Annotated in this window: 20 protein-coding genes; 3 read left to right on the top strand and 17 right to left on the bottom strand. The window is 72.6% G+C overall.

The annotated features are described in order from the left end of the window. Window positions 1-402: 402 nt before the first annotated feature. Together AC24FB_RS12570 and AC24FB_RS12565 are read right to left on the bottom strand one after the other, a co-directional pair. Window positions 403-1,176 carry a hypothetical protein gene (locus tag AC24FB_RS12570; RefSeq protein WP_425714930.1) on the bottom strand — a complete coding sequence of 258 codons (774 nt, stop codon included), beginning with the start codon at window positions 1,174-1,176 and terminating at the stop codon, window positions 403-405. Window positions 1,177-1,248: 72 nt separating this feature from the next. After that, window positions 1,249-1,875, bottom strand: coding sequence for a mycothiol-dependent nitroreductase Rv2466c family protein (locus AC24FB_RS12565; RefSeq protein WP_425714931.1), 627 nt, complete (start codon window positions 1,873-1,875; stop codon window positions 1,249-1,251). Between the two features lie 160 nt (window positions 1,876-2,035). Between AC24FB_RS12565 and pepN the strand changes: the two genes are divergently transcribed. After that, on the top strand, window positions 2,036-4,633 hold the full coding sequence (gene pepN, locus AC24FB_RS12560; protein WP_425714932.1) for an aminopeptidase N: 2,598 nt from the start codon (window positions 2,036-2,038) through the stop codon (window positions 4,631-4,633). 145 nt (window positions 4,634-4,778) lie between these two features. Here the strand turns inward: pepN and malQ are convergent, their stop codons facing one another. Next, entirely contained in the window at window positions 4,779-6,923 is a 2,145-nt protein-coding gene (gene malQ, locus AC24FB_RS12555) for a 4-alpha-glucanotransferase (protein ID WP_487560225.1), read from the bottom strand. A gap of 136 nt (window positions 6,924-7,059) precedes the next feature. On the opposite strand from malQ, the gene AC24FB_RS12550 reads away from it, so the two are divergent. Together AC24FB_RS12550 and AC24FB_RS12545 are read left to right on the top strand one after the other, a co-directional pair. Beyond that, a complete protein-coding gene (locus AC24FB_RS12550) occupies window positions 7,060-7,476 on the top strand; it encodes a globin (RefSeq protein ID WP_425714933.1) in 417 nt (138 codons plus the stop codon). A gap of 98 nt (window positions 7,477-7,574) precedes the next feature. Next, window positions 7,575-8,492 carry an acyl-CoA thioesterase gene (locus AC24FB_RS12545; protein WP_463654185.1) on the top strand — a complete coding sequence of 306 codons (918 nt, stop codon included), beginning with the start codon at window positions 7,575-7,577 and terminating at the stop codon, window positions 8,490-8,492. Window positions 8,493-8,707: 215 nt separating this feature from the next. Here AC24FB_RS12545 and AC24FB_RS12540 read toward each other — a convergent pair whose 3' ends face one another. The 14 genes from AC24FB_RS12540 to AC24FB_RS12475 form a co-directional block, all read right to left on the bottom strand. After that, on the bottom strand, window positions 8,708-9,247 hold the full coding sequence (locus AC24FB_RS12540) for a DUF4282 domain-containing protein (protein ID WP_425714935.1): 540 nt from the start codon (window positions 9,245-9,247) through the stop codon (window positions 8,708-8,710). Window positions 9,248-9,289: 42 nt separating this feature from the next. Then, complete coding sequence (locus tag AC24FB_RS12535; RefSeq protein WP_425714936.1) at window positions 9,290-9,778, bottom strand: acyl-CoA thioesterase; 489 nt, start codon at window positions 9,776-9,778, stop codon at window positions 9,290-9,292. A gap of 142 nt (window positions 9,779-9,920) precedes the next feature. Next, window positions 9,921-10,781: a fumarylacetoacetate hydrolase family protein gene (locus AC24FB_RS12530; RefSeq protein WP_425714937.1), complete on the bottom strand. Its 861-nt coding sequence runs from the start codon at window positions 10,779-10,781 to the stop codon at window positions 9,921-9,923. Window positions 10,782-10,786: 5 nt separating this feature from the next. Further along, window positions 10,787-11,164: a RidA family protein gene (locus tag AC24FB_RS12525; RefSeq protein ID WP_425714939.1), complete on the bottom strand. Its 378-nt coding sequence runs from the start codon at window positions 11,162-11,164 to the stop codon at window positions 10,787-10,789. 14 nt (window positions 11,165-11,178) lie between these two features. Further along, on the bottom strand, window positions 11,179-12,291 hold the full coding sequence (locus AC24FB_RS12520) for an alanine racemase (RefSeq protein WP_425714940.1): 1,113 nt from the start codon (window positions 12,289-12,291) through the stop codon (window positions 11,179-11,181). A gap of 103 nt (window positions 12,292-12,394) precedes the next feature. Continuing rightward, window positions 12,395-13,243 (bottom strand): PIG-L deacetylase family protein, encoded by an 849-nt coding sequence (locus AC24FB_RS12515; protein ID WP_425714941.1) that lies wholly within the window; start codon window positions 13,241-13,243, stop codon window positions 12,395-12,397. A gap of 35 nt (window positions 13,244-13,278) precedes the next feature. Further along, complete coding sequence (locus AC24FB_RS12510; protein WP_487561477.1) at window positions 13,279-15,000, bottom strand: ABC transporter ATP-binding protein; 1,722 nt, start codon at window positions 14,998-15,000, stop codon at window positions 13,279-13,281. Window positions 15,001-15,046: 46 nt separating this feature from the next. Next, the gene (opp4C, locus tag AC24FB_RS12505; RefSeq protein ID WP_425714943.1) at window positions 15,047-15,994 is read right to left on the bottom strand and encodes an oligopeptide ABC transporter permease; all 948 of its coding nucleotides are present in this window, start codon (window positions 15,992-15,994) and stop codon (window positions 15,047-15,049) included. Then, window positions 15,991-16,950, bottom strand: a complete 960-nt coding sequence (locus AC24FB_RS12500) for an ABC transporter permease (protein WP_425714944.1) — start codon at window positions 16,948-16,950, stop codon at window positions 15,991-15,993. Before AC24FB_RS12500 ends, opp4C begins: the two co-directional genes overlap by 4 nt. Window positions 16,951-16,954: 4 nt before the next feature. Next, window positions 16,955-18,544: an ABC transporter substrate-binding protein gene (locus AC24FB_RS12495; protein WP_425714946.1), complete on the bottom strand. Its 1,590-nt coding sequence runs from the start codon at window positions 18,542-18,544 to the stop codon at window positions 16,955-16,957. Between the two features lie 68 nt (window positions 18,545-18,612). Beyond that, a complete protein-coding gene (locus AC24FB_RS12490) occupies window positions 18,613-19,458 on the bottom strand; it encodes a fumarylacetoacetate hydrolase family protein (protein ID WP_425714948.1) in 846 nt (281 codons plus the stop codon). 13 nt (window positions 19,459-19,471) lie between these two features. Beyond that, entirely contained in the window at window positions 19,472-19,984 is a 513-nt protein-coding gene (locus AC24FB_RS12485) for a Gfo/Idh/MocA family oxidoreductase (RefSeq protein WP_425714949.1), read from the bottom strand. Further along, window positions 19,981-20,997: a Gfo/Idh/MocA family protein gene (locus tag AC24FB_RS12480; protein ID WP_425714950.1), complete on the bottom strand. Its 1,017-nt coding sequence runs from the start codon at window positions 20,995-20,997 to the stop codon at window positions 19,981-19,983. Before AC24FB_RS12480 ends, AC24FB_RS12485 begins: the two co-directional genes overlap by 4 nt. Next, entirely contained in the window at window positions 20,994-22,553 is a 1,560-nt protein-coding gene (locus tag AC24FB_RS12475) for an N-acyl-D-amino-acid deacylase family protein (RefSeq protein WP_425714951.1), read from the bottom strand. Before AC24FB_RS12475 ends, AC24FB_RS12480 begins: the two co-directional genes overlap by 4 nt.

Raw genomic sequence — 22,553 nt, 5'->3', positions numbered from 1 at the left:
CTCGGGGCGGCGGCCGCGTCGTCCTCGGTGTCCTCGTCCTCCGCGGGGGCGTCCTCGCTGGGCGCCTCGGCCGCGTCGTCCTCGGTGTCGCTGTCCTCGTCCTCCGACGGCTCCTCGGCCGGCTCCGAGGGCTCGGTCGTCGTGGCGTCGTCGTCGGGCGAGGGAGCAACCTCGTCGTCACCACCGCACGCCGCGAGCGTGAGCGTGGCGGCGAGGGCGAGAGTGGCGGTGGCTGCGTGGCGGGGGGAGATCTTTCGCGTTGTCCTGACGTCAGATTGATCCGCCGGTCGAGGTCCGGTGAACCGCTGTCATGGGGACGTCTGACCAGGTCGGACTACCTGTCGGACCGCGACCGTCCGGCATCACCGGGAGTCCGTCCGAATCACCCGGGGCCTGGCGGGTCTACTCGATGTCGATCGACTCCGCGACCTGACGAAGGCCCGGAAGGTCCGCCTCCTCGTCCCCCGCGTCCATCGCGAACTGGAGCTCCCACTGGTAGCCGTCCGTGTAGATCGGGTAGGTGTACTGGACGAACCCGCCCGTCGGCGTCGACATCTCCACCCGCAGGCCGGGTACCGAGGAACCGTCGACGGTGATCGCGTCGGCCTCCGACATCTCGGCGTCCGGCGGCCGCTGGGCCTCGAGCGCCTCGCGGTAGGCCTCGAACGAGCCGGCTCCGCCCTCGATCGCCGTGAGCGTGAGCTGCGTGCCGTTGGCGGCGGTCTCCAGGGGGGCGGCGCCGAGGACGATCGTCGGGTGGCCCTCGTAGGCGAACGACAGGTCGTTCCAGCCCTCGGGCAGCGCGTAGGACACGGTGCCGGCGTCGTGCTCGATCGTGATCCGCTCGCCGTCGGCGGCCGGCGCCTCGCCCTCCGCGTCGTCGTCGCCCTCCTCGGAGGTCGGTTCCTCGCCGGCCCCGTCGCTCGGGGAGTCCCTGGGCTCGTCCTCCGCGGGGCCGTTGGGCTCAGCGGCGGACCCGGCGCCCTCGTCGTCGTCGGCCGTGCTCGACTCCTCGGTCTCCTCCTCCGCCGGACCCTCGGAGCTCGAGGACCCGGACGGGGACTCCTGGGACTCGCTCGTCTCCTCGTCGTCGAGGCTCTCGACGGGTGAGCAGGCGGCGAGCGCCGCCGCGAGGACGAGCGCCGCGCCGGCGCCGAGGGTGCGACCGTGCCGCATGGGACTCCTTCTCAGGGGACGGGGACGAACCGCCGTGCCGGTGCGCCGGCACGCGTCGGGTCGATCAGGGGGTCAGGCGAGGATCGGACCCGAGGTCCGGGTGCGCTTGAGCTCGTAGAGCCCGGGCACGGAGACGACGAGCGCGAAGCCGTCCCACAGGCGCAGCGCGTCCTCGCCCGTGGGGGCGGGGGTGACGACCGGGCCGAAGAACGCGCCGTCGCCGTACTTGATGACCGGCACGCCGACGTCGTCGCCGACCAGCTTCTGGGCGGTGGCCGTCGTCGCCCGGAAGGCCTCGTCGAGAGAGGAGTCCTCGGCGGCCTCGACGAGGTCCGCCGGCAGGTCGAGCTCGGCGAGCGCCTCGGTCACGACCGCGAGCTCCTCGCTCTTGCGGTCCTCCGGGTGGAACTTCGTGCCGACGGCCGTGTAGAGCGCGGCGAACTGCTCGGCGGTCAGGCGCTCCTTGGCGGCCTGGAAGACGCGCACCACGCCCCACTGGCGGTCGAGGCCCGCGCGGTAGTCGGCGGGGACGTCCTTGCCCTCGTTGACGATGACGAGCGGCATGAGGTGGAGGTGGAGGTTGAGCCCGCGGGCCTCGGCGACCTCGGTGAGCCAGCGGGAGGTCATCCACGCCCAGGGGCAGTGGGGGTCGAAGAACAGGTCGACGTCGTGCGGCTGGAACGAGGCGGAGTCCGTCATGACCTCATCGTCCCACGGGGTCGGGCCGGTCGGCGGGAGCGGCACAGGGTGTCGACGGCGGCCCGCGCCCGGACGCGGTTACGCTGCCTGACGGCGCTCCTGCGCCCGGCCGGGACCACGGCGGTCCCGGTGCGTCATCCCCCGATCCACAGGAGCCCTCGTGCCCGCAGAGAACCTCACCCGGGCGGAGGCCGCCGAGCGCGCCTCCGTCGTGGCCACGCAGACCTACCGGGTCGAGCTCGACCTCACCCGTGGACCCGAGGTGTTCGGTTCGACGACGACGCTCACCTTCGCGGCCACCCCCGGCGCGTCCACGTTCCTCGACCTCATCGCGCCGGTCGTCCACCGGATCACGCTCAACGGGTCCGACGTCGACACGTCCGCGTTCGCCGACTCGCGCATCGAGCTGACGGGCCTCGCGGAGACCAACGAGATCGTCGTCGAGGCCGACGGCGCCTACATGACCACCGGCGAGGGCCTGCACCGGTTCGTCGACCCGGTCGACGAGAACGTCTACCTCTACTCGCAGTTCGAGGTGGCCGACGCGCGTCGCGTGTTCGCGTGCTTCGAGCAGCCGGACCTCAAGGCCGAGTTCAGCTTCGTCGTCACGGCCCCCGCGAGCTGGACGGTCTTCTCCAACGAGGCGGCCGCCGAGGTGAGCGACGCCCCGGTCGACCCCGGTGCCGACGGCGACTCCGAGGCCGACGCGCGGACCTGGACGTTCGCCCCCACCGCCCGCATCTCGACCTACCTCACGGCGATCGTCGCCGGCCCGTACGCCGGGACCACCGGCGAGCTCACCTCGAGCGACGGCCGGACGATCCCCCTCGGCGTCTACGCGCGCGCCTCGATCGCCGAGCACCTCGACGCCGAGACGATCATGGACGTCACCCGCCAGGGCTTCGCCTTCTACGAGGAGGCGTTCGACCGCCCCTACCCGTTCACGAAGTACGACCAGGTGTTCGTCCCGGAGTTCAACGCGGGCGCGATGGAGAACGTCGGCCTCGTCACCTATCTCGAGAACTACGTCTTCCGCGGGCCCGTGTCCGGCGCCGTGCGCGAGCGCCGCGTCATCACGATCCTCCACGAGCTCGCCCACATGTGGTTCGGCGACCTCGTGACCATGCGGTGGTGGAACGACCTGTGGCTCAACGAGTCGTTCGCCGAGTACGCGTCCCACCTCGCCGCCGCCGAGGGCCTGGGGATCGACGACTCGTGGGTGACCTTCACGTCGCTGGAGAAGGCCTGGGCGCTCGACCAGGACCAGCTGCCGACGACCCACCCGATCGTCGCGTCGATCGAGGACCTCGAGGACGTCGAGGTCAACTTCGACGGGATCACCTACGCCAAGGGCTCCTCGGTCCTCACCCAGCTCGTCACCTTCGTCGGGAAGGACGCCTTCCTCACGGGCCTGCGCCGCTACTTCGCCGCGCACGCCTTCGGCAACACCGAGCTGTCCGACCTGCTCGTCGAGCTCGAGGCCGCCTCCGGGCGCGACCTGCGGGCGTGGTCGACCGTGTGGCTCGAGTCCGCCGGCGTCACGACGCTCACGCCGGAGGTGACGACCGAGAAGGACGACGAGGGCGTCGAGCGGATCGCCACCGCCGCGATCCTCCAGTCCGTGCCGGACGCGCACCCGGTCCAGCGCCCGCACCGGCTCGCGGTGGCGGGGTACGAGCTCGACGGCGAACGGCTCGTGCGCAGCTGGTCCGAGGAGGTCGACGTCGACGGCGCGCGCACCGAGCTGCCGGAGATCGTGGGCCGGCCCTGGCCCGCGGTGCTGCTCGTCAACGACGAGGACCTCTCCTACGCCAAGGTCCGGCTCGACGACCGCTCGCTCGCCGCGGCCACCAAGCACGTCGACGCGTTCGCCGAGGCGATGCCGCGCACCCTCGTGCTCGCGTCCGCGTGGGACATGACGCGTGACGGTCAGTGGGCCGCGAGCCGGTACCTCGACCTCGCGCTGCGGGCGCTGGCCTCCGAGCAGCAGCCCACCGCGATGCGGGTGCTGCTCGCGAACGTGCGCACCGCCGTCGAGCGGTACTCCGACCCGACCACGCGCGACCAGGTCCGGGCCGCCGTGGCGGACGACCTCGCGGTCCTCGCCGAGGCCGGGTCCGACGCCCAGCTCCAGCTCTCGCGGGCGGCCGCCCAGCTCGTGGTCACCGACGAGCAGGTGGCGACCGTCCGCGGCTGGGTCGACGGCACCGCGCCTCTGGCCGGCCAGGAGGTCGACGCCCAGCAGCGGTGGGAGGTCCTGCGCGGGCTCGCGCTCGCCGGGGCCGTCACGGACGACGACGTCGAGGCGGCCCTCGCGGCCGACCCGTCGGCGACCGGCCGCGAGTACGCCGTGTGGGTCCGGGCCGCCCGCCCCACCGCGGAGGCCAAGCAGTGGGTGTGGGAGAACATCGTCGAGGCCGCGAACCTGCCGAACACCCAGCAGCGGTACGCCGCCCTCGGGTTCGCCGACGTGCGTGACCCGCAGCTCCTCGCCCCGTACGTGCGCCGCTACCTCGACGCGCTGGTGCGGGTGTGGACCGAGCAGACGAACGAGATGGCGCAGAACGTGGCCACGCTCGCGTTCCCGGCCGCACTGGCGGGACGCGCGGACGAGGCCGGCGTCGACGTCGTGGCCGAGACCCGCGCCTGGCTCGAGGCGAACGCCGACGCGCCGGCCGCCCTGCGCCGCCTCGTCGCCGAGCGGCTCGACACGGCGGAGCGCGCGGTACGCGCCCAGGCGGTCGACGCGGGCCGCTGAGGTAGGGGGCCGCCGGTGAAGCACCAGCCCGGCGACCACCCTCAGCGACGAATGCGGCGATCGGGTGGTGAGTGCGGGGACCGGATCCCCGCACTCACCGCCCGATTCCCTACGTCGAGGGCCGGAGCAGGCACCCGCGCCCGGGTCAGCGACCCTGGCGGCCCATCGCGCGCTCGACCGTCGCCACGAGCGAGCGGACGCGCGGGTGGGCGTGCAGGTCGTCGAGGAGGACCACCTGCTCGGTGCCGTCGGCGAGCGGCACCTTCCAGTTCGGGTACTCGGTGTGCGTTCCGGGCTGGTTCTGGGCGCGCCGCTCCCCCACCGCGTCGACGAGCGAGACGCCCACGAGGTAGCTCGGCGTCGCGGCGACGTAGGCGTGCAGCGCCTCGAGGATCTCGCGCTCCGAGGGGTCCTCGCCGACCAGCCCGTGCTCGCGCAGGCGCTCCACGGTGCGGCGACGCTCGAGCGCGGACTCGGCCCGGACCTGCTCGACCGGCTCCACCAGCAGGCCGAGGCGCTCGCGCAGGTCGACGTGCTCGTCGGCGAGGTACCCCGCGACGGGCGGCAGGTCGTGCGTGTCGACGGTCGCGAGCGCGAGCCGCCGGTAGTCCGCGGGCTCCTTCGGCCGCCCGTCCTCGTCCTTCTCGAACCAGAACACCTGCGTGCCGAGGACGCCGCGCTCCTCGAGGTAGTCGCGCACCCAGGGCTCGACCGTGCCGAGGTCCTCCCCGATGACCACCGCGCCCGCGCGGTGCGCCTCGAGCAGCAGGACGCCGACCATCGCCTCGTGGTCGTAGCTGACGTAGGTGCCCTGGTCGGCCCCGCCGTCGGTGGGGATCCACCACAGGCGGAACAAGCCGGCCACGTGGTCGACCCGGATCGCGCCGGCGTGGCGCAGCACTGTGCGCAGCATCTGCCGCAGCGGGGCGTAGGCGGTGCGCGCGAGAGCGTCGGGCCGCCACGGGGGCTGGGACCAGTTCTGGCCCTGCTGGTTGTACATGTCCGGCGGCGCGCCGACCTCGATGCCGGCGGCGAAGACCTCCTGGCCGGACCAGCGCTCGGCGCCCTGGGAGTCCACCCCGACGGCGAGGTCGTGCATGATGCCGAGCCGCATGCCGGACTCCGTTGCCGCGCGCTGCGCCGCCGCGAGCTGCTCGTCGAGCACCCACTGGAGCCACGCGAAGAATTCGACCCGGTCCGCGAGCTCGGAGCGCTTGAGCGCCACCTGCGGGCTTGCGGGGTCGGTGAGCTCGACCGGCCACGGCTCGCCGGCCTGGTCCTCGAGCAGCGCGCACCACAGGGCGAAGTCCTCCAGGCCCTCGCCCTCGTCCGCCCGGAACCGCTCGAACGCCTGCTGCCGCGCGGCGCTGCGGCCGGCGGCGAAGATCACCTCGAGCGCCTGGAGCTTGGCCGCCCACACGGCGTCGCGGTCGAGGGGCTCGTTCGTCTCGTTGAGGGGGCGCACCTCGTCCGCCGCCCACTGCACGAGCGAGCGCTCGGGGCCGGAGAGGTAGGTGGCCTCGTGGATCTCCTCGGGGCGCAGGTAGATCGGGTTGACGAACCGGCGCGTGACCGGGAGGTAGGGGGACGTCTCCATCCCCTGCACCGGCTGCGCGGCGTGCAGCGGGTTGATGAGGATGAAGTCGGCGCCGGAACCCCCGGCGAGCGCGGCCAGCTCGGCGAGGTCCGCGGCGTCCCCCAGCCCCCAGGAGCGGCGCGACCGCACGGAGTACAGCTGGGCGCTGAGCCCCCAGCCGCGGCCGCCCTCGAGCTCGGGAAGCTGCAGGCGGTCCGGCGTCACGGCCATGGGTGCACGACGACGCCGAGCACCCGCGGGCTTGGCGACCACCGTGTGCCAGCCGAGCGGCAGGTCGGCGGGGACGACGAACTCCACCCTCGACTGCGTGCGGCCGTCGACCTCCCGCATCTCGGGCGGCTCGGCCGCGGGGCTCAGCTCCCACCGCTCGCCGTCCTCGAGGCGCACCTCGACGTGGACGTCGGTGCCCAGCGGGACGTAGACCGACAGCCGGGACTCGTGCCCCTGCCGCACGACCACCGAGTCGGGCAGGACCTCGCGCCAGGGCGCCAGCTCGTGCTCCTCGAGGGACTCGGCGACCTCGTCGTCGGTGTCCGCCGGGACACCCAGGGCCCGCAGCGCCGACCGGATCGTGGCCGCGCTGATCGTCCGGTGCTTCCCGTGGAAGTCCCAGAACTCGGTGGCGACCCCCTTGAGGTCCGCCAGACGCGCGAGGGCCTGCGAGGGTGCCACGGCGTCGTCGGCGTCCATCATTGAGCTCCTTACGTGAGGCCCGCGCTGGCCGGCCGTCGAGGTTCGGTGGAACATCATGATCCTGCCAGAGCAGAACGGCGGACGCCGTGAGGTTGTGCCGTGTTGCCGCAAGGGTTCCACGGGTGACAATGGGGCGATGACGACGAGCGACCGATCGACCCAGCTGGCCGAGCGCGCGGCGCTGTTCGCCCGCCTCGGCGGCCACGAGACCTTCGAGCTGCTCGCCCGTCGCTTCTACGAGGGCGTCGCCACGGACGAGGTGCTCGCGCCGATGTACGAGGGCGACGTCGAGGGCGGCGAGCGGCGCCTGCGGATGTTCCTCGAGCAGTACTGGGGCGGGCCCACCACGTACTCCGAGGAGCGCGGCCACCCGCGTCTGCGGATGCGTCACGCGCCGTTCCGCGTGACCCCGGACGCTCGGGACCGGTGGCTCACGCACATGCGCGCCGCCCTCGACGACGCCGGGCTCGACCCCGAGTCCGAGCAGGCCATGTGGGACTACTTCGTCCGCGCCGCCGACGCGATGATCAACACGCTGGAGCCGCGGCCGTGAGCGATGAGCAGACGACGCACGTCGGCGTGCCCTCGGTGCCTCCCCCGCCGGGCGACCGGTCGGGCGTGCTCGACGTCCCGAGCAGCGACTCGGAGCAGATGCGGCGCATCCTCGACGCCATGCGCCTCGAGCGCACCGGCGACGACACGTACGCGGCGGAGTCCCTGCCGCAGCTGTCGGGGCGGATCTACGGCGGGCAGGTGCTCGCCCAGGCGATCCTCGCGGCCGACGACACGCTCGTCGACGACGGGGACGGCCCACGCCTGCTGCACTCCGCCCACGGCTACTTCCTGCGCCCGGGCAACGCCGACCACGGGGTGACCCTTGCCGTCGAGCGCCTGCACGACGGCCGCTCGTTCTCCACCCGCCGCAGCCACGCATTCCAGGGCGGGAAGCCGATCCTGTCGATCATCTTCTCGTTCCAGGAGACCCAGCCGGGGCTCGAGCACCACGACCCCGCACCGGACGCGCCGGACCCGGAGACGCTGCCGAGCGCGATCGACCTGTTCGAGTCCGTCGACCACCCCGTCGCGCGGTTCATGTCCTCGACCGCGGCGTTCGACATCCGGCACGTGGGGCCGAGCATCTACCTGGGGCCGGACCCGGACAGGTCCGACACGCAGATGCTCTGGATGCGGGCTCGTGCCCCGTTGCCCGAGGGCAGCAGCCAGCTCCTCCACCGCGCCCTGCTCGCCTATGCCTGCGACCAGGTGATGCTCGAGCCGGTGCTGCGTCGACAGGGACTGACGTGGCGCACGGACGGGCTCTCGATGGCCTCGCTCGACCACTCGATGTGGTGGCACCGAGAGCTGCGGGTCGACGACTGGCTGCTGTTCGTCCAGCGCTCGCCGTCCGCGCAGGGCGGCCGTGGCCTCGGGACCGCCGAGGTCTACGACCGCTCCGGCGCGCTCGTGTCGACCATCGGGCAGGAGGGCATGGTCCGCGTGCCCGAGCCCCAGCCGCACGTCTCGGGGTCGGGTCCCGGCGAGCAGTGGCGCCGGCCGTCCCTGCGATAGACACCTGCACGACGACGAGGCGCGCCCGGGCAGGACGTGCCCGATCGGGCGCGGGCTCGGGCCTCGTGCGCGCCGGCACCGCACCCGGGTCCCCGCGGCCCAGACGTCCCCCGCGGCATGCGATCTCCCGAGGGCGGGCAAGACCCCGGGAGCACGCGAGGACCGGGGAGCACGCGGGGTCCCGGCGCGGGGGCACCGGGACCCCGGGGCTGCCGTCAGGCCCGGCGGACCATGTCGGTCGTGTTCTGCGCCGTCCGGATGAGCGCGATCGCCGACTCGAGGCCGACGCGGACGAGGACGAGGTAGAGCAGGGCCGGCACCCAGCCGAGCAGGAGGGCGAGGATGCCGAGCATCGCCTCTCCCGTCGCGAAGCCGGTGACCACGAGCATGAGCCAGCCGATCGCGGCGATCCCGATGACCAGCACATAGATGATCTTCGCGAACGTCAGGGTGATGAAGTCGTTGAAGGACAGGTCGAACAGCTTGGCGAAGAACCCCTTCGCGGCGTCCGCCGGGGCTGTGGCGCGGTACGGGTCGCCGACGCCCGGGGGACCTCCCGCCCGGCCGGGGCCTCCGGGGCCGCCGTAGCCCCCGGGCGGCCCGTACCCGCCGTGACCGCCGGGCGACGGTGCGCTCGGATGGACGGCGTACTGGCCGGTCCCGGGCGACTGCGCGGAGTGCAGGCCGGAGTCCTGGTGCTGGTCGTCGGGCTGCCCGGGGTGGTGACCGAGCGGTTCGGGGGGATGGTGGGACATGAGTGCCTCCGAGGGCTCTCCATCGAGCTGGCCAGAGGGGGTTCAGGCCGTGTTCTCGACCGTCGACGAGCCACCGTCGGACGTGTCTCGGTCCCGGCGTCGGAAACGTATCGCAGCATCCGTGAGTTCGGACCACGCTGAACGTTCGGCCGCGGTGATCCTGCGCGGACGTCCAGTCTCCTCGTCGACGAGGACGAGCGTGGTCGTCGCCCGCGCGGCTGGCCCGTCAGGCCCGGGGATCTCGTAGCAGACGTCGATCGACGCCCCGCCCATGTGCGAGATCCACAGCTCCACCTGCAGGGGCTCGAGCGAGTACTCGACGGGCGCGAGGTACTCGATCTCCTGTCGGGCGATCAGCGTGTTCGTGCCCGACCCGGGGCCCATCGCGGGCGAGTCCTCCCCCTGGCGCGGCTGCCAGAACGCCTGGATGCGGCACTCCTCGAGGATGCCGAGCATCTTCGCGTTGTTGACGTGCCGGTAGGCGTCGATGTCCGACCAGCGCAGGCGCACGGGGATCGTCAGGCGAGGCATGGGAGCCATTGTCGCCCGACCGTCCGGGTCCGATGGTGACCGGCCGTGCGGAGGCACGGCCGACGACCGGGACCGGCCCGGACGGCCGACGACGAGAACGGCGCCCGACGGGCACCGACGAGCCGGACGACGACGGGCGGGGCTAGGCGGCGCTCCCGTCGCCGGGCACGAGGCGCGAGCGCTGGTGGCCCAGGCCGTCCACGCCCATCTCCATGACATCCCCGCCGGTGAGGTAGGGGAAGCGACCCGACAGGGCGACGCCCTGCGGCGTCCCCGTGCTGATGAGGTCGCCGGGCTCGAGCCGCACGTACTGCGAGAGCTCGTGGACGATCGTGGGGACGTCGAAGATGAGGTCCGCCGTCGTCGAGTCCTGCCGCGGCTCGCCGTTGACGGTCGACCAGATCCGCAGGTCCCCCGGGTCCAGCTCGCCCGCCGGCACGAGCGCGGGACCGACGGGGCAGAACGTCGGCGCGGTCTTACCCTTCGACCACTGCCCGAGCGAGGTGACGAGCTGGTGCTCGCGCTCGGAGACGTCGTTGCACACGACGTACCCGGCGATCACGGCCTCCGCCTCCTCGCGGGAGGCGAGCCGGTGCGCGGCGCGGCCGACGACGATGCCCAGCTCCACCTCCCAGTCGAGCTTCTCGGCGCCCGGGGGGATGACGACGTCGTCGTAGGGGCCGACGACGGTGTTGGGGTGCTTGAGGAAGACGATGAGCTCGCTCGGGGGCTCGGCGCCGGACTCCGCCGCGTGGGCCGCGTAGTTCTGGCCGATGCAGATCACCGCCGTGGGGCGGGCGATCGGCGCGCCGACGCGGGCGCCGTCGATGCTCATCTCGGGCAGCTCGCCCGCCTCGAGCGCGCGGGCGACGCGGTCGATCCCGCCGCCGCCGAGGAAGTCGCCGTCGATGTCGGCGGTCAGGCCGTCCAGCGCGTACGTCGTGCCGCCCTGCCGGACCACGGGTCGCTCGCCGCCGACCGGACCGATACGCAGGAGCTCCATGCCGGTCACGCCTCCGGGACGAGCGCGACGACCGCGTCGATCTCGACGAGGAAGCCGCTGAGGTCGGCCTGGATCGAGGTCCGCGCCGGGTACGGCTCGCTCAGGCACTCCTTCGAGACCTCGTTGAACTCGGGCCAGTCGGCCATGTCGTTGAGGTAGACGCCGATGCGCACGGCATTGCTCATCGAGGTCCCCGCCGCCTGGGCGACGGCCTCGAGGTTGGCGAACGTGCGCCGCACCTGGTCCGCGAAGCTGCCGCCGACGAGGGTGCTGTCGGCGTCGAACGGCCCCTGCCCCGCGAGGAAGAGGAACCCCCCGCTGACGATGCCGGACGAGTACGGGCCCGCCGGCGCGGGGGCCTCGGGCGAGGTGATCTGCTGCATGGGGGTGTTCCCTTCTAGTGACGGCCCAGGACGGGCCAGACGTCGACGACGACACCGCCGTCGACGACGAGGACGTGGCTGTGCATGTTGGTGAGCCCGCAGGCGTGGTTGGGGCGGAACCGGACGAGGTCGCCGACCTGCAAAGGCGCAGCGCCGCCGAGCACGCCGTGCTCCTCGTACCCCTTGGCGAGGACTCCCCCGCCGTCGGTGACGACGGTGCCGATCCGTCCGTCGCCGTGCATGCTCGGGTCGGAGCTCATGGCCTTGATCCCGGCGTCGACGACGACGGGCTCGCCCCGCTGCGTGCTCACCACGCGGCTGAGCACGCTCGTCGCGGTGTCGGCCGGGTCGATCGTGCCGATGGCGACCTGGTTCTCGTCGCCGTAGACGTAGGTGCCCGGACGGGCCTCGGTCACGCCGTCGGCGCTCGGGGCCGACCGTGAGCCGGCGGTCGAGCCGACCGAGACGCTGCCGACCTCGAGGCCGTCCGCACGCAGCCGGTCGGCGACATCGGCGAGGAGGCGCCCCGCCGCCGTGCCGACCTCGAGGCGCCGCTCCGGGTCGGGCCCGAGGGCCTGGACGTGCCCCTCGTGCGTGAAGATCCCCTCGAGCACGAGACCCGGCAGGTCCGCGAGGTCCCGGGCCACGGCCGGCGCCTCCTCGGGGTCGACGCCGGTGCGCCCGAGGCCGGTGTCGACCTCGAGGCGGACCTCGACCTCGACGCCCTGCGCGGCCGCCGCCTCGGCGAGCGGCCGGGCCGAGGCGAGCGAGTCGACCCCGACGATCAGGCGCGCGCGCCGCGCGGCGCCCAGCGCCGTCGCGACCCGGTGCGGACCGACGGGCGGGTACGCCCAGAAGACGTCCGGCACGCCGGCCGCGACGAGCGCCTCGACCTCGCCGGCCGTCGCCGCCGTGAGCCCGACCGCCCCCGCCTCGAGCTGCATGCGGGCGACCTCGGCGGACTTGCTCGTCTTCCAGTGGGGACGCAGCGCGACGCCGAAGCCGCGCGCCACCCCCGCCATCCGCGCGATGTTGCGCCGCACGGTCGGCAGGTCGACGAGGACCGCCGGGGTCGGCAGCTCCTCGAGCGGTCGGCCGACGACGTCGGCGGGGTCGGTCACGGTCACGGGGCCCTCCAGGGCGTCTCGGTGGGGTCGGCCGGTCAGGTCGGCAGGTCGGGCAGGCCGGCGGGCGGGACCGACGCCGGAGGCGGCGGCGTCGTCGGGGTGACTAGGCGAGCGGGAACTCGCGACGCACGTCGAACTGCGAGTACGCCACGTGGCGGGTGAGCGGGTCGGCCGCCTCGGCGTACTCGGTCAGCGGGAGCAGCGACCGGGTCTCGCCACGGAAGCGGACGTAGGGCTCGGCGAGCGCGACGCCGGCGGTGCGGCCGAACTCGCCGTTGCTCGCCTCGATGAGCTTGCGGGCGAACGGGCCGTCGTAGCCCTGGCTCGAGAAGCAGTCCATCGCGGCGATCTTGCGGCCGACCACCGAGGTGATGTCGATGAACAGGTCGTTGCGCACGCCGTAGGTGGACAGGGCGTCGCCCGCCATGACCGGGAGGCCGCCGAGGAAGACCTGCTTGACGTTGACCTCCTCCTTGCCGTCGATGTTCTTGAGGAACTGGGAGGCACGGTCGAGGGCGGCGATGAGCGTCATCGTCGCGATCGTGTGCGCGGAGTTCGTCACCGCGGGGTTCTGCGGGTAGTCCGCGATGATGACGTCGGGCCGGTGCTTGGCGATGAGCTCGGCGACCTCGTCGACCATGTCCTCCTGCACCACGCTGATGGCGTCGTCGTGGTCGAGGAACTCGATCGTGCCGATGCCGACGATCTCGGCGGCGCGCCGCAGCTCGCCCTTCTTGTTCTCGATGATCGCCTCGCGGTCGGCCTCGAGGAGGGCGAGGTCGGCGGCGTCCTCCTTGCGCGCCTCCTCGGCGTAGACGTTGGGGTGGATCCGTCCGCCGTGCGTGAGGATCACGGCGACGATCTCGTCGCCGGCGTCGGCGTGGAGCGCCAGCGTGCCACCGCAGTTGGTGATCGTGTCGGCGGGATGGGCGTAGACGGTCATGACGCGCATGGGTGTACTCCTGTTGTGGGGTTGGTCGTGCAGATCTAGTGGGTGGTGACGTGCGTGAGCTGCCGGTCCCGCTGACGCTCGGGGTCCGGGACCGGCGCGGCCTCGACGAGCCGACGGGTGTAGTCGGTCTGCGGGTCGTTGAGGACCGCCTGCGCGTTCCCGCGCTCGACGATCTGCCCGCCCTGGAGCACGACGACGCTCTCCGAGAGCAGCTCGACGACCGCGAGGTCGTGGCTGATGAAGAGGCAGGAGAAGCCGAGCCGCTGCTGCAGGTCCTGGAACACGTCGAGCACGGCGGCCTGGACCGACACGTCGAGCGCCGAGGTCGGCTCGTCCGCGATGAGCAGCTCCGGGTCGAGCGCCAGCGCCCGGGCGATACCGACCCGCTGGCGCTGGCCGCCGGAGAGCTCGTGCGGGAAGCGCGTGACCCACGCGGCGGGCAGCTGGACCTGCTCGAGGAGCTCGACGACGCGGGCCTTGCGCTCGGCCTTCGTCATCTCGCGCCGGTGCGCGACGAGCGGCTCGGCGATGCACTGGCCGATCGTCATCCGCGGGTTGAGCGAGGAGGCCGGGTCCTGGAAGACCATGCCGTAGTTCGCGCGCGACCGGCGCGCGGCCCCTCCCCGCAGGTCCTTGAGGTCGACGTCGCCGACCCGGATGCTGCCGGCCGTGATCGGGGCGAGCCCGACGATCGCCTTGCCGATCGTCGACTTGCCCGATCCCGACTCGCCCACGAGCCCGACGACGGACCCCTCGGGCACCGAGAAGCTGACGCCGTCCACCGCGCGGAAGCCCTGCCGGCGCCAGGAGCGGTTGTACTGGACCACGAGGTCGGTGACCTCGAGCGCGACCGGGTCGGAGGTCTCCGGCTCGGCGGGAACGGGTTCCTCGCCGGTCGGCTGCGGCACGGCGTCGAGGAGCTTGCGCGTGTAGGGGTGCTGCGGCGACGCGAAGAGGGCGTGCGACTCCGCCGTCTCGACGACCCGCCCCTCCTTCATGACGACGATGCGGTCGGCCATGTCGGCGATGACGCCCATGTCGTGCGTGATGAGCAGGATCGACAGGCCGCGGCGGTCGCGGATCGCGCGCAGGAGGGCGAGGATCTCCGCCTGGATCGTCACGTCGAGGGCCGTGGTGGGTTCGTCGGCGATGATGACGTCCGGGTCGTTGACGAGCGCCATCGCGATGACCGCGCGTTGGCGCATGCCGCCGGACCACTGGTGCGGGTACTGCTTCGCCCGCTCCGCGGCGTCCGGCACGCCGACCCGCTCGAGGGTCTCGACCACCAGGGCGCGGGCCTTCGCCCGGCCGGCCCGCGGGTGGTGGATGAGGTAGGCCTCCTCGATCTGCGCTCCGATGGAGATCACCGGGTCGAGGGTCGTCATGTGGTCCTGGAAGACCATCGCGATGCGCCGCCCCCGGATCTTGCGCATCCCGCCCTGGCTCAGCGTGGCGAGGTCGACGCCCTCGAACTCGATGTGACCGCCGAGGATGGAGGCGGTCGGGGGCAGGATCCGCAGGACGCTGAGCGCGGTCATGCTCTTGCCAGAGCCGGACTCACCCACGACGCCGACGATCTCGCCCTCGTGGACCTCGAGCGACACGTCCTCGAGGATGCGCGCCTTGCCCTGGGGCGTCCGGATGTCGAGGGTGAGGTCGCGGACCGCCAGCAGGGGGTTCGTCGTCGTCTGCCCGTCCGTGGTCGAGCCGCTCGACGTGCTGTCCGTCGTCGACCTGATCGTGGTCGACCCGTTCATGATCGGCCCGTCCGACGTGGTCGTCGTCGTCTTCTCGTCTGTCATGTCAGGTGTTCTTCCGCGGGTCGATGGCGTCCCGGACGCCGTCCCCGATCGCCATCGCCGACAGGACGGTGACGGCGATCATCAGACCGGCCGGCACCCACAGCCACGGCATCGACGACAGGACGGTGAGGGACTGGGCCTCGTTGAGCATGTTGCCCCAGCTGGACTCCGGGGGCTGGACGCCGGCGCCGAGGAACGACAGCGAGGACTCGAGGAGCACGGACTCCGCCACGAGCAGGGTCGCCGAGACGACGATCGGGGGCAGCACGCCGGGCACGAGGTGCCTCATGAGGATGAACCCGGTCCGCGAGCCGAGGGCCCGCGCGGCCTGGACGAACTCCTCCTCCCGGAGACTGAGCACCACGCCTCTCGCGATGCGCGCAGGCGTGGGCCACGCGAGGCCGGCGATGACGATGATGAGCATCGGCACGCTCGGTCCGATGACGCCGGCCAGGACGATGATGACGAGCACCGGCGGCACCGAGAGCATGATGTCGATGACGCGGCTGATGATCCCGTCGACGATGCCGCCGAACCATCCGGCGACGACGCCGGCCAGCGTGCCGATGACCACCGCCATGAGCGCGGCGAGGAAGCCCACCATGAGCGAGATCTGGCCGCCCGCGAGCAGCCGGCTGAAGACGTCGCGCCCGGTCGAGTCCGTGCCGAGCCAGTGCTCCCCGGACGGCGGCTGGCGGACGTTCGTCAGGTCGATCGCGTTCGGCGGGTGCGGGCTGATGTACGGGGCGAGCACGCTCGCGAGCACGGTGATGACCAGGGCGATGACGCCGATCACCGCGATCGGGTTCTTGAGGAACCGGCGCACCGCGAGCTTGTCGGGGGACGACTCCGACTGCGTCCCGGCGACGTCGGCCCCCGTGACGGGACCGGGGCTCTGGCCCGGGGACAGGTCGACGCTCGAGGCGGGACCGGGGGTCTGGCTCGTCATCGTGCGGTCCTCACCCTCGGGTCGATGATCGTGTAGGACAGGTCGGCGATGAGGTTGCAGATGAGCACGAGCACCGCGATGTAGAGCCCGAACCCGATGAGCACCGGGTAGTCGCGCTGCCCGAGGGCGTCGATCGCCAGCTGACCCATCCCGGGCCACGAGAAGATCTGCTCGAGCACGACCGCACCGGACAGGGCGATCGGGATCGTCATCGCGAGCACCGTGACCAGCGACATCAGGCTGTTGCGCAGGGCGTGCCGCAGGGCCCGTGCCCGGGTGCCGCCCTTCGCGATGATCGTGCGGACGTAGTCCTTGTTCAGCTCCTCGAGCACGCCGCTGCGCACGTACCGGATGAAGTTGGCCGCGTTGGCCAGGGCGAGCAGGCCCACCGGCATGATCATGTGGAGCAGCAGGTCGCCGAGGTCGTCGCGACCCGGCGAGTGCATCCCCGAGGAGGGCAGGACCTGCATCCGCACCGCGAAGGTGTAGATGGCGAGCATGCCGAGGAAGAAGCTCGGGACGGCGATCGCGATGACGCTCACCGAGCTGATCGTGTAGTCGGCGATCGTGTTGCGGCGCACGGCGGCGATGACGCCGGCCGGGACCGCGACGATCAGACCGATGGTCAGGGCGCTGCCCATGAGCAGGGCCGTGGGGCCCAGCCGGTCGGCGAGGAGGTCGCCGACCGGCCGGCCGTTGGTGTACGAGTAGCCGAGATCCCCCGTCAGGAGCCCACCGAGCCAGCGCCAGAACTGCACGACGATCGGCTGGTCGAGACCGAACCTCTCGCGGACCGACGCGAGGTACGCGTCGCGTTGGGCTCCGGCCAGCTCCGGCGGCACCATCATCTCGATGGGGTCGCCGGGTGCGAGCCGGACCAGCGCGAACAGTCCGATGGCGATGAGCAGGAAGACAGCCACGCTCGAGAGGAGACGTGGGACGAGGGCTCTCAGCATGCAGCTACTCCGTCACGGTCCACTCGGCGACGTTCCAGAAGCCGTTGGCGAAGTCGCCGTGCGGCTCGAAGCCCTGGAGGCGGTCGCTCGACGCCCACAGCGTGTCGGGGACGTAGAGCCAGAGGTAGGGCACCAGCTGGTTGTCCATGCGGACGGCGTCCTGGTAGATCGACTCGCGCTCGCCCTCGTCGGCGGTGACGGCGCCCTCGGCGAGCAGGGCGTCGAGCTCCTCGTTGCAGAACAGGGACGTGTTGCCTCCGGCGGGGAAGACGTTGTCGCAGGTCAGCGCGTTGGCAGAGACCGTCGGGTCGGGGGTGTAGAAGCCACCGCCCGAGACCATGAGGTCGTACTCCGCGTTCTCGATCATCGAGAGCTGGTTCGCGCTCTCGATCTGCTGCGCGACGGCGTTGACGCCGATCGCGTTGAGGTTCTCGATGGCGACCTGGACGGCGGCGTCACGATCGGCCGTCCCGGGGATGTAGCTGATCGCGACCTCCTGGTCGAAGTCGAAGCCCGCCTCCTCGAGGAGCGCCGTCGCCTCCTCCGGGTTGTAGTCGTACGTCTCGAGGTCGTCGGGCAGCGCCCACGGCGTCATGATCGTGCTGTTGATCGTCTCGCCGTGGCCGCCGAGGATGCCGTCGATGATGCCCTGGCGGTCGATGGCCATGAGGAACGCCTGACGGATCCGCTCGTCCTCGAACTTGGTGAAGTTGACGAGCAGGCGGAGGAACCCGGGCGACGGCGCCGAGCCGACGGTGACGCCGTCGAGCCCCTCGACCGTCTCGAGGTCCTGCGGCGCGATCTGGACGAGGTCGATCTCGCCGGTGGCGAGCTGCGCGGTCGCGACGTCGGTCGTGAGCATCTGGAGGTAGAGGGTGTCGATGCCGACCTCGGTCCAGTAGTTGGGGTTGGCCTCGAGGACGACGTTCTGGTCGGTGTTGAACTCCTGCATGACGTAGGGGCCGGAGCTCACGGTCGGCATCGTCCAGAACTCGTGCTCCATGATCTCGCCGGGCGCGACCTCGCCGAGGACGTGCTCGGGGAGGATCCCGAAGCCGATGCCGAACTCCGCGAGGTACCCGGGGGTCGGGTCGGTGAGCGTGATCGACACCGTCTGCTCGTCCTCCGCCACGAGGCCCTCGAGCGTCTCGGCCGAGCCGTCCTGGACCGCGTCGAACCCGACGACGTTGTCGAAGGGGGCGACGTTGGGGCTGGCGACGTCCGGGTTGGCGAACAGGTTGTACGTGAAGACGACGTCGTCCGCGGTGATCGGCTCACCGTCGCTCCACTCGAGTCCCTCGCGCAGGTGGAACGTGTAGGTGGTCGCGTCGTCCGAGACGTCCCACGACTCGGCGATGCGCGGGACCGGCTCGAAGTCCGGGCCCAGGTTGAACAGGCCGTCGTAGACGAGCGACATCGTCAGCTGCTCGGCACCCTGGCCGGGCGCGAGCGGGTTGAACTGGACGGGCGCCTGGTACAGGTAGAGGTTCGCCGACGTGGCCTCGCCCCCGTCCGACCCGGACTCGCCGCCGTCACCGTCGTCGCCGCCGCCCCCGCAGGCGGCGAGCAGGGCCGTCGTGAGGCCGACTGCCACGACACTCTTCGCGATTCGTGATCGCATCATTGCTCCTCGTGATCGGGTGGTGCTGGTGCGGGCGGCGACTATGCCGCCACGATGGGGGTGGTGAGGGACCCGAGTCCCTCGACCGCGGCGACCATGGTGTCGCCGGGCTGGAGGAAGACGCCGGTGGTGGCACCGACGCCGGACGGTGTGCCGGTGAGGATGACGTCACCGGGGTTGAGGGTCATGAGTCGCGAGCTGAAGGACACCAGCTCGGCGACGGTGTGGACCATGTCGGTCGAGCTCCCCCGCTGCATGACCTGTCCGTTGAGCTCGAGCGTCAGCCCGAGGTTCTGTGGGTCGGGCACCTCGTCGCTCGTGACGAGGTAGGGGCCCAGCGGCGCGGAGCCGTCGAGCCACTTGCCCTCGAGCCAGTCGAAGAACCCGGTCGCCGCCTCGCCGTCGCGCTCGACACCCAGGTCGAGGCTGCGCGCCGAGATGTCGTTGCTCGTGGCGTAGCCGAACACGTGCTCCAGCGCCCGGTCCACCGGCACACCCTGGGCACGCCGGCCGATGACCGCGGCGATCTCGACCTCCCAGTCGAGCTGGCTCGTGATCGGGTTGAGCGCCACCGGGGCGCCCGGGCCCGTGATCGAGGTGTCGGGCTTGAGGAAGAGCCGCGGCGTCGCGGTGGACTGCTTGCGCGCCTCGAACCCGGCCTCCTTGACGTGCTCCTGGTAGTTCGCGGCGACCGCGAGCACCTTGCCCGGGGCGAGCAGCGGGGCGAGGATGCGCGCGCCGTCGAGCGGGCGTCGGCCCGCCTCGGCCGTGCCGGCCTCTCCCCGGACGACGGCGGTCAGGTCCCCGTCGCCGGTGACGACGATCTCGTCGCCCTCGACGTACCCGTGCCGGACCGCGCCGTCCTCGTCGAACGTCAACCACTTCATGTCCGCTCCTTCCTCACCAGCTGGTCTCTGCCGTCGCACCGGACCGCGCCGAACCGGCGATCGCGGACAGGGTCTCGGTCGCCTCGTCCGGCGCGACGTCCGCGCCGGGCAGGCCGAAGGGCACCGCGCGCACGCCGGCCGCGGTGCGGACGTCGAGCTCGGGGCTCAGGAGGTCGACGAGCACCGACCCGTGCGTGCCGACGATCCGGACGGCGGCGCGCAGATACTCCCGGCGCTCCCCCGCGACCAGGGAGAGGTGGGCGCTCACCGCGACCCCGTGGTCGGCGCGACCGAGGAACGTCGCGGCGCCCGTGTCGGCACTCGCGTGGGCCTGGAGCGTGACCGAGGTCGGGCCGGTCGCGCCGCGCAGGACCTCGATCGCGTCCGGGCCGAGCTCGCTCAGCGCGTCCCCCGGGCCGGTCGCGACGAGATCGAGGGCGACGGCGCGCAGGAGCCCGATCTCGCCGCTGCGGACCGCGGCGAGCGCGCGCGTGAGGCCCGGGCGGGTGGCCAGCGGTCCGGTCATGACAGGGCTCCGATCTCGATCGTGCGGCCCGTGCGCAGGGACTCCTCGGACGCCGCGGCGATGTCGACGGCGTGGATCGCCGCCGAGACCGGCGGGACGACCTCGGCCTCGCTGCGCGCCGCGGCGACGAACGCCTCGAGCTCGCGGACGAAGGTGCGGGGGCCGGACCCGTCGACGCCCCAGGCGGTGAGGCCGGTGTCGGTCCAGGCGAGGACGCCCTCGGCGTCCCACGAGCGCGTGAGGACGCCGTCGGTGCCCACCACGGTGAGCTCGAGGTAGGACGCGCTGCGGGGCCGCTCGCCGCGGCTGATCTCGCAGACGGCCGCGGCGCCGCTCGCGAAGCCGAGCCCCATGACGAGGTAGTCGTAGATGTCGAGCGCCTCGCTCGTGGCGTGCTGCCCCACCGAGTGGACGCTCGTGGCGGGCTCGCCGATCCACCAGCTCGCGAGGTCGACGAGGTGGACGCCGTTGTGCAGGGAGTGGCCGCCGGACAGGGCGGGGTCGAGCACCCAGGCCTGCCAGCCGGGCCAGATCCAGCCGCCGTTGATGACGACCCGGACGAACCGGGGCGTGCCGATCTCCCCGGCGTCGATGACCTCGCGGATCGCGAGGCTCTGGTCGGAGAACCGGTGGCTGTGGCCCACGGCGAGCGCGAGCCCGCGCGCCTCGGCCTCGGCGGCGACGCCGCGCGCCCCCTCCGGGGTCAGCGCCAGCGGCTTCTCCATCAGCAGGTGCCTGCCGGCCTGAAGGACCTGGTGGCCCAGCTTCTCGTGCGTCATGTTCGGGGTGCAGACGATGACGGCCTCGACCTCGTCGTCCGCGAGGAGCTCCTCGACCGACCCGTAGCCGGCGCAGCGCTCGGTGTGCGCCACCTCGGCGGCACGGGCGGCGTCCAGGTCGCACACCGCGACGAGCCGCGCGCCGGGCATCGTGCGCAGCGCGGCCATGTGGGACAGGGCGATGCCGCCGACCCCCACGATCCCGACGCCGAGCGGCGTCTTGTCCTCGTTCACTGCTCTCTCCCTCTGATGAGCGCTCCCGGGCGGGCGCCGGTCAGGCGCCCGGAGTCGACGACGGCGATGCCGCCCACGTACACGTGGTCGAGCCCGACGGACGGCCGGGCCGGGTCCCCGAACGTGGCCGCGGAGTCGAAGGCCTGGTCGTCGAGGACGACGAGGTCGGCCCGCCGCCCGGGCACGATCCCGCTGCTGATGCCGGCACGCGCGGCGGGCGCCGTCGAGAGCCGGCGCACGGTCTCGCCGATCGCGGTCCCGCGGTGCCGCAGCATGCGGTACCCCGCGGAGAAGGCACCCCACGAGCGGGGGTGGGCCACGGACGCGCGGTGGGTGCGGTCGAGCGCGGTGCCGTCGGAGGCGATCGAGACCCAGTCGGTGGCGAGCATGAGGTCGATGTCGCTCCACCGGCCGCTCTCGGCCGCGACGTCGACGAGGCCGCGGTTGGCGACGAGGAGGTCGACGAGCCAGAGCCAGGGGTCCCCGGGCGCCTCCGTGAGGTCCGATCCGACGGCCTCGGGCGTCTCGGTCGCCTTCATCACGAGGATCTGGTCGAGGCCGTACCCGGCGGCGGCGAGCTCCCTCGCGACCGCGCCCGGGTCGGTGAGGCAGGCCGCGACCACGGCGTCCGGCCCGCCGTCGCGGAGCTCGGGCGGAAGCAGCTGGGTGAGCGTGGTGTGGCCGTGGACGTAGGGGTACGCGTCGGCGTCGATGTCGACGGACTCCCGCAGCGCCGCGAGGTGGGCGAGCGCCTCCGGGAACCCGTGCTGCCCGCCGATGCCCCGCAGGTGGGAGACCTGGAGCCTCGGCCCGCCCTCGCCGGACGCACCGGCCAGCTCGTCGATCGAGCGCCGCAGGGACCCGGCGCGGTAGTCGCGCAGGTGCGCCGAGAGCAGGCCGTCGTGCGCGGCGACGATCCGGGCGACGGCGGCGAGCTCGTCCGCACCGGCCGAGGCGCCGGGCGCGTACATCAGCCCGAGGCTCACGCCGACGACGCCGGCCGCGAAGGCGTCCTCGACCTCCCGCTCGAGGGCGGCGAGCCCGTCGTCGTCGAGCGGGTCCGTGCTCGTGCCGGTCACGGCGAACCGTGCGGATCCGTGCCCGACCTGGGCGGCGACGTTGGTCGCCGTCTCGCAGTCGTCGAGCGCCTGGAGCCAGCCGGCGACGTCGGTCCAGGTCCACCCGAGGTCGGGCGTGACGTCGATCGTGCTGATGACTCGGGCGAGGCCGGCGGCGTCGGCGTTCCCGGGGGCCGGGCTCATGCCGCAGTTCCCCACCACCTCGGTGGTCACTCCCTGACCGACCCTGCTCTCGTTGCCCGGGTAGGCGAGCAGGCTGAGGTCGGAGTGGCAGTGGAGGTCGACGAACCCGGGGGCGACGACCCGGTCCGTGCAGTCGACGATCTCCGCGTCGTACCCGCCGGCGGGCCGCTCGCGCGCCGGGACGACGGCGGAGACCCGTCCGTCGGCGACGAGCACGTCACCGAGGAAGGGGTCGCCGCCGAGCCCGTCGGCCACGAGGCCTCCGGTCAGCACGGTCGAGGAGATCGGGGACAT

The sequence above is a fragment of the Georgenia sp. Z1344 genome, assembly GCF_057652375.1.
The sequence above is the reverse complement of the archived record's forward strand: the minus strand, read 5'-3'. Positions and strand labels throughout refer to the sequence as shown.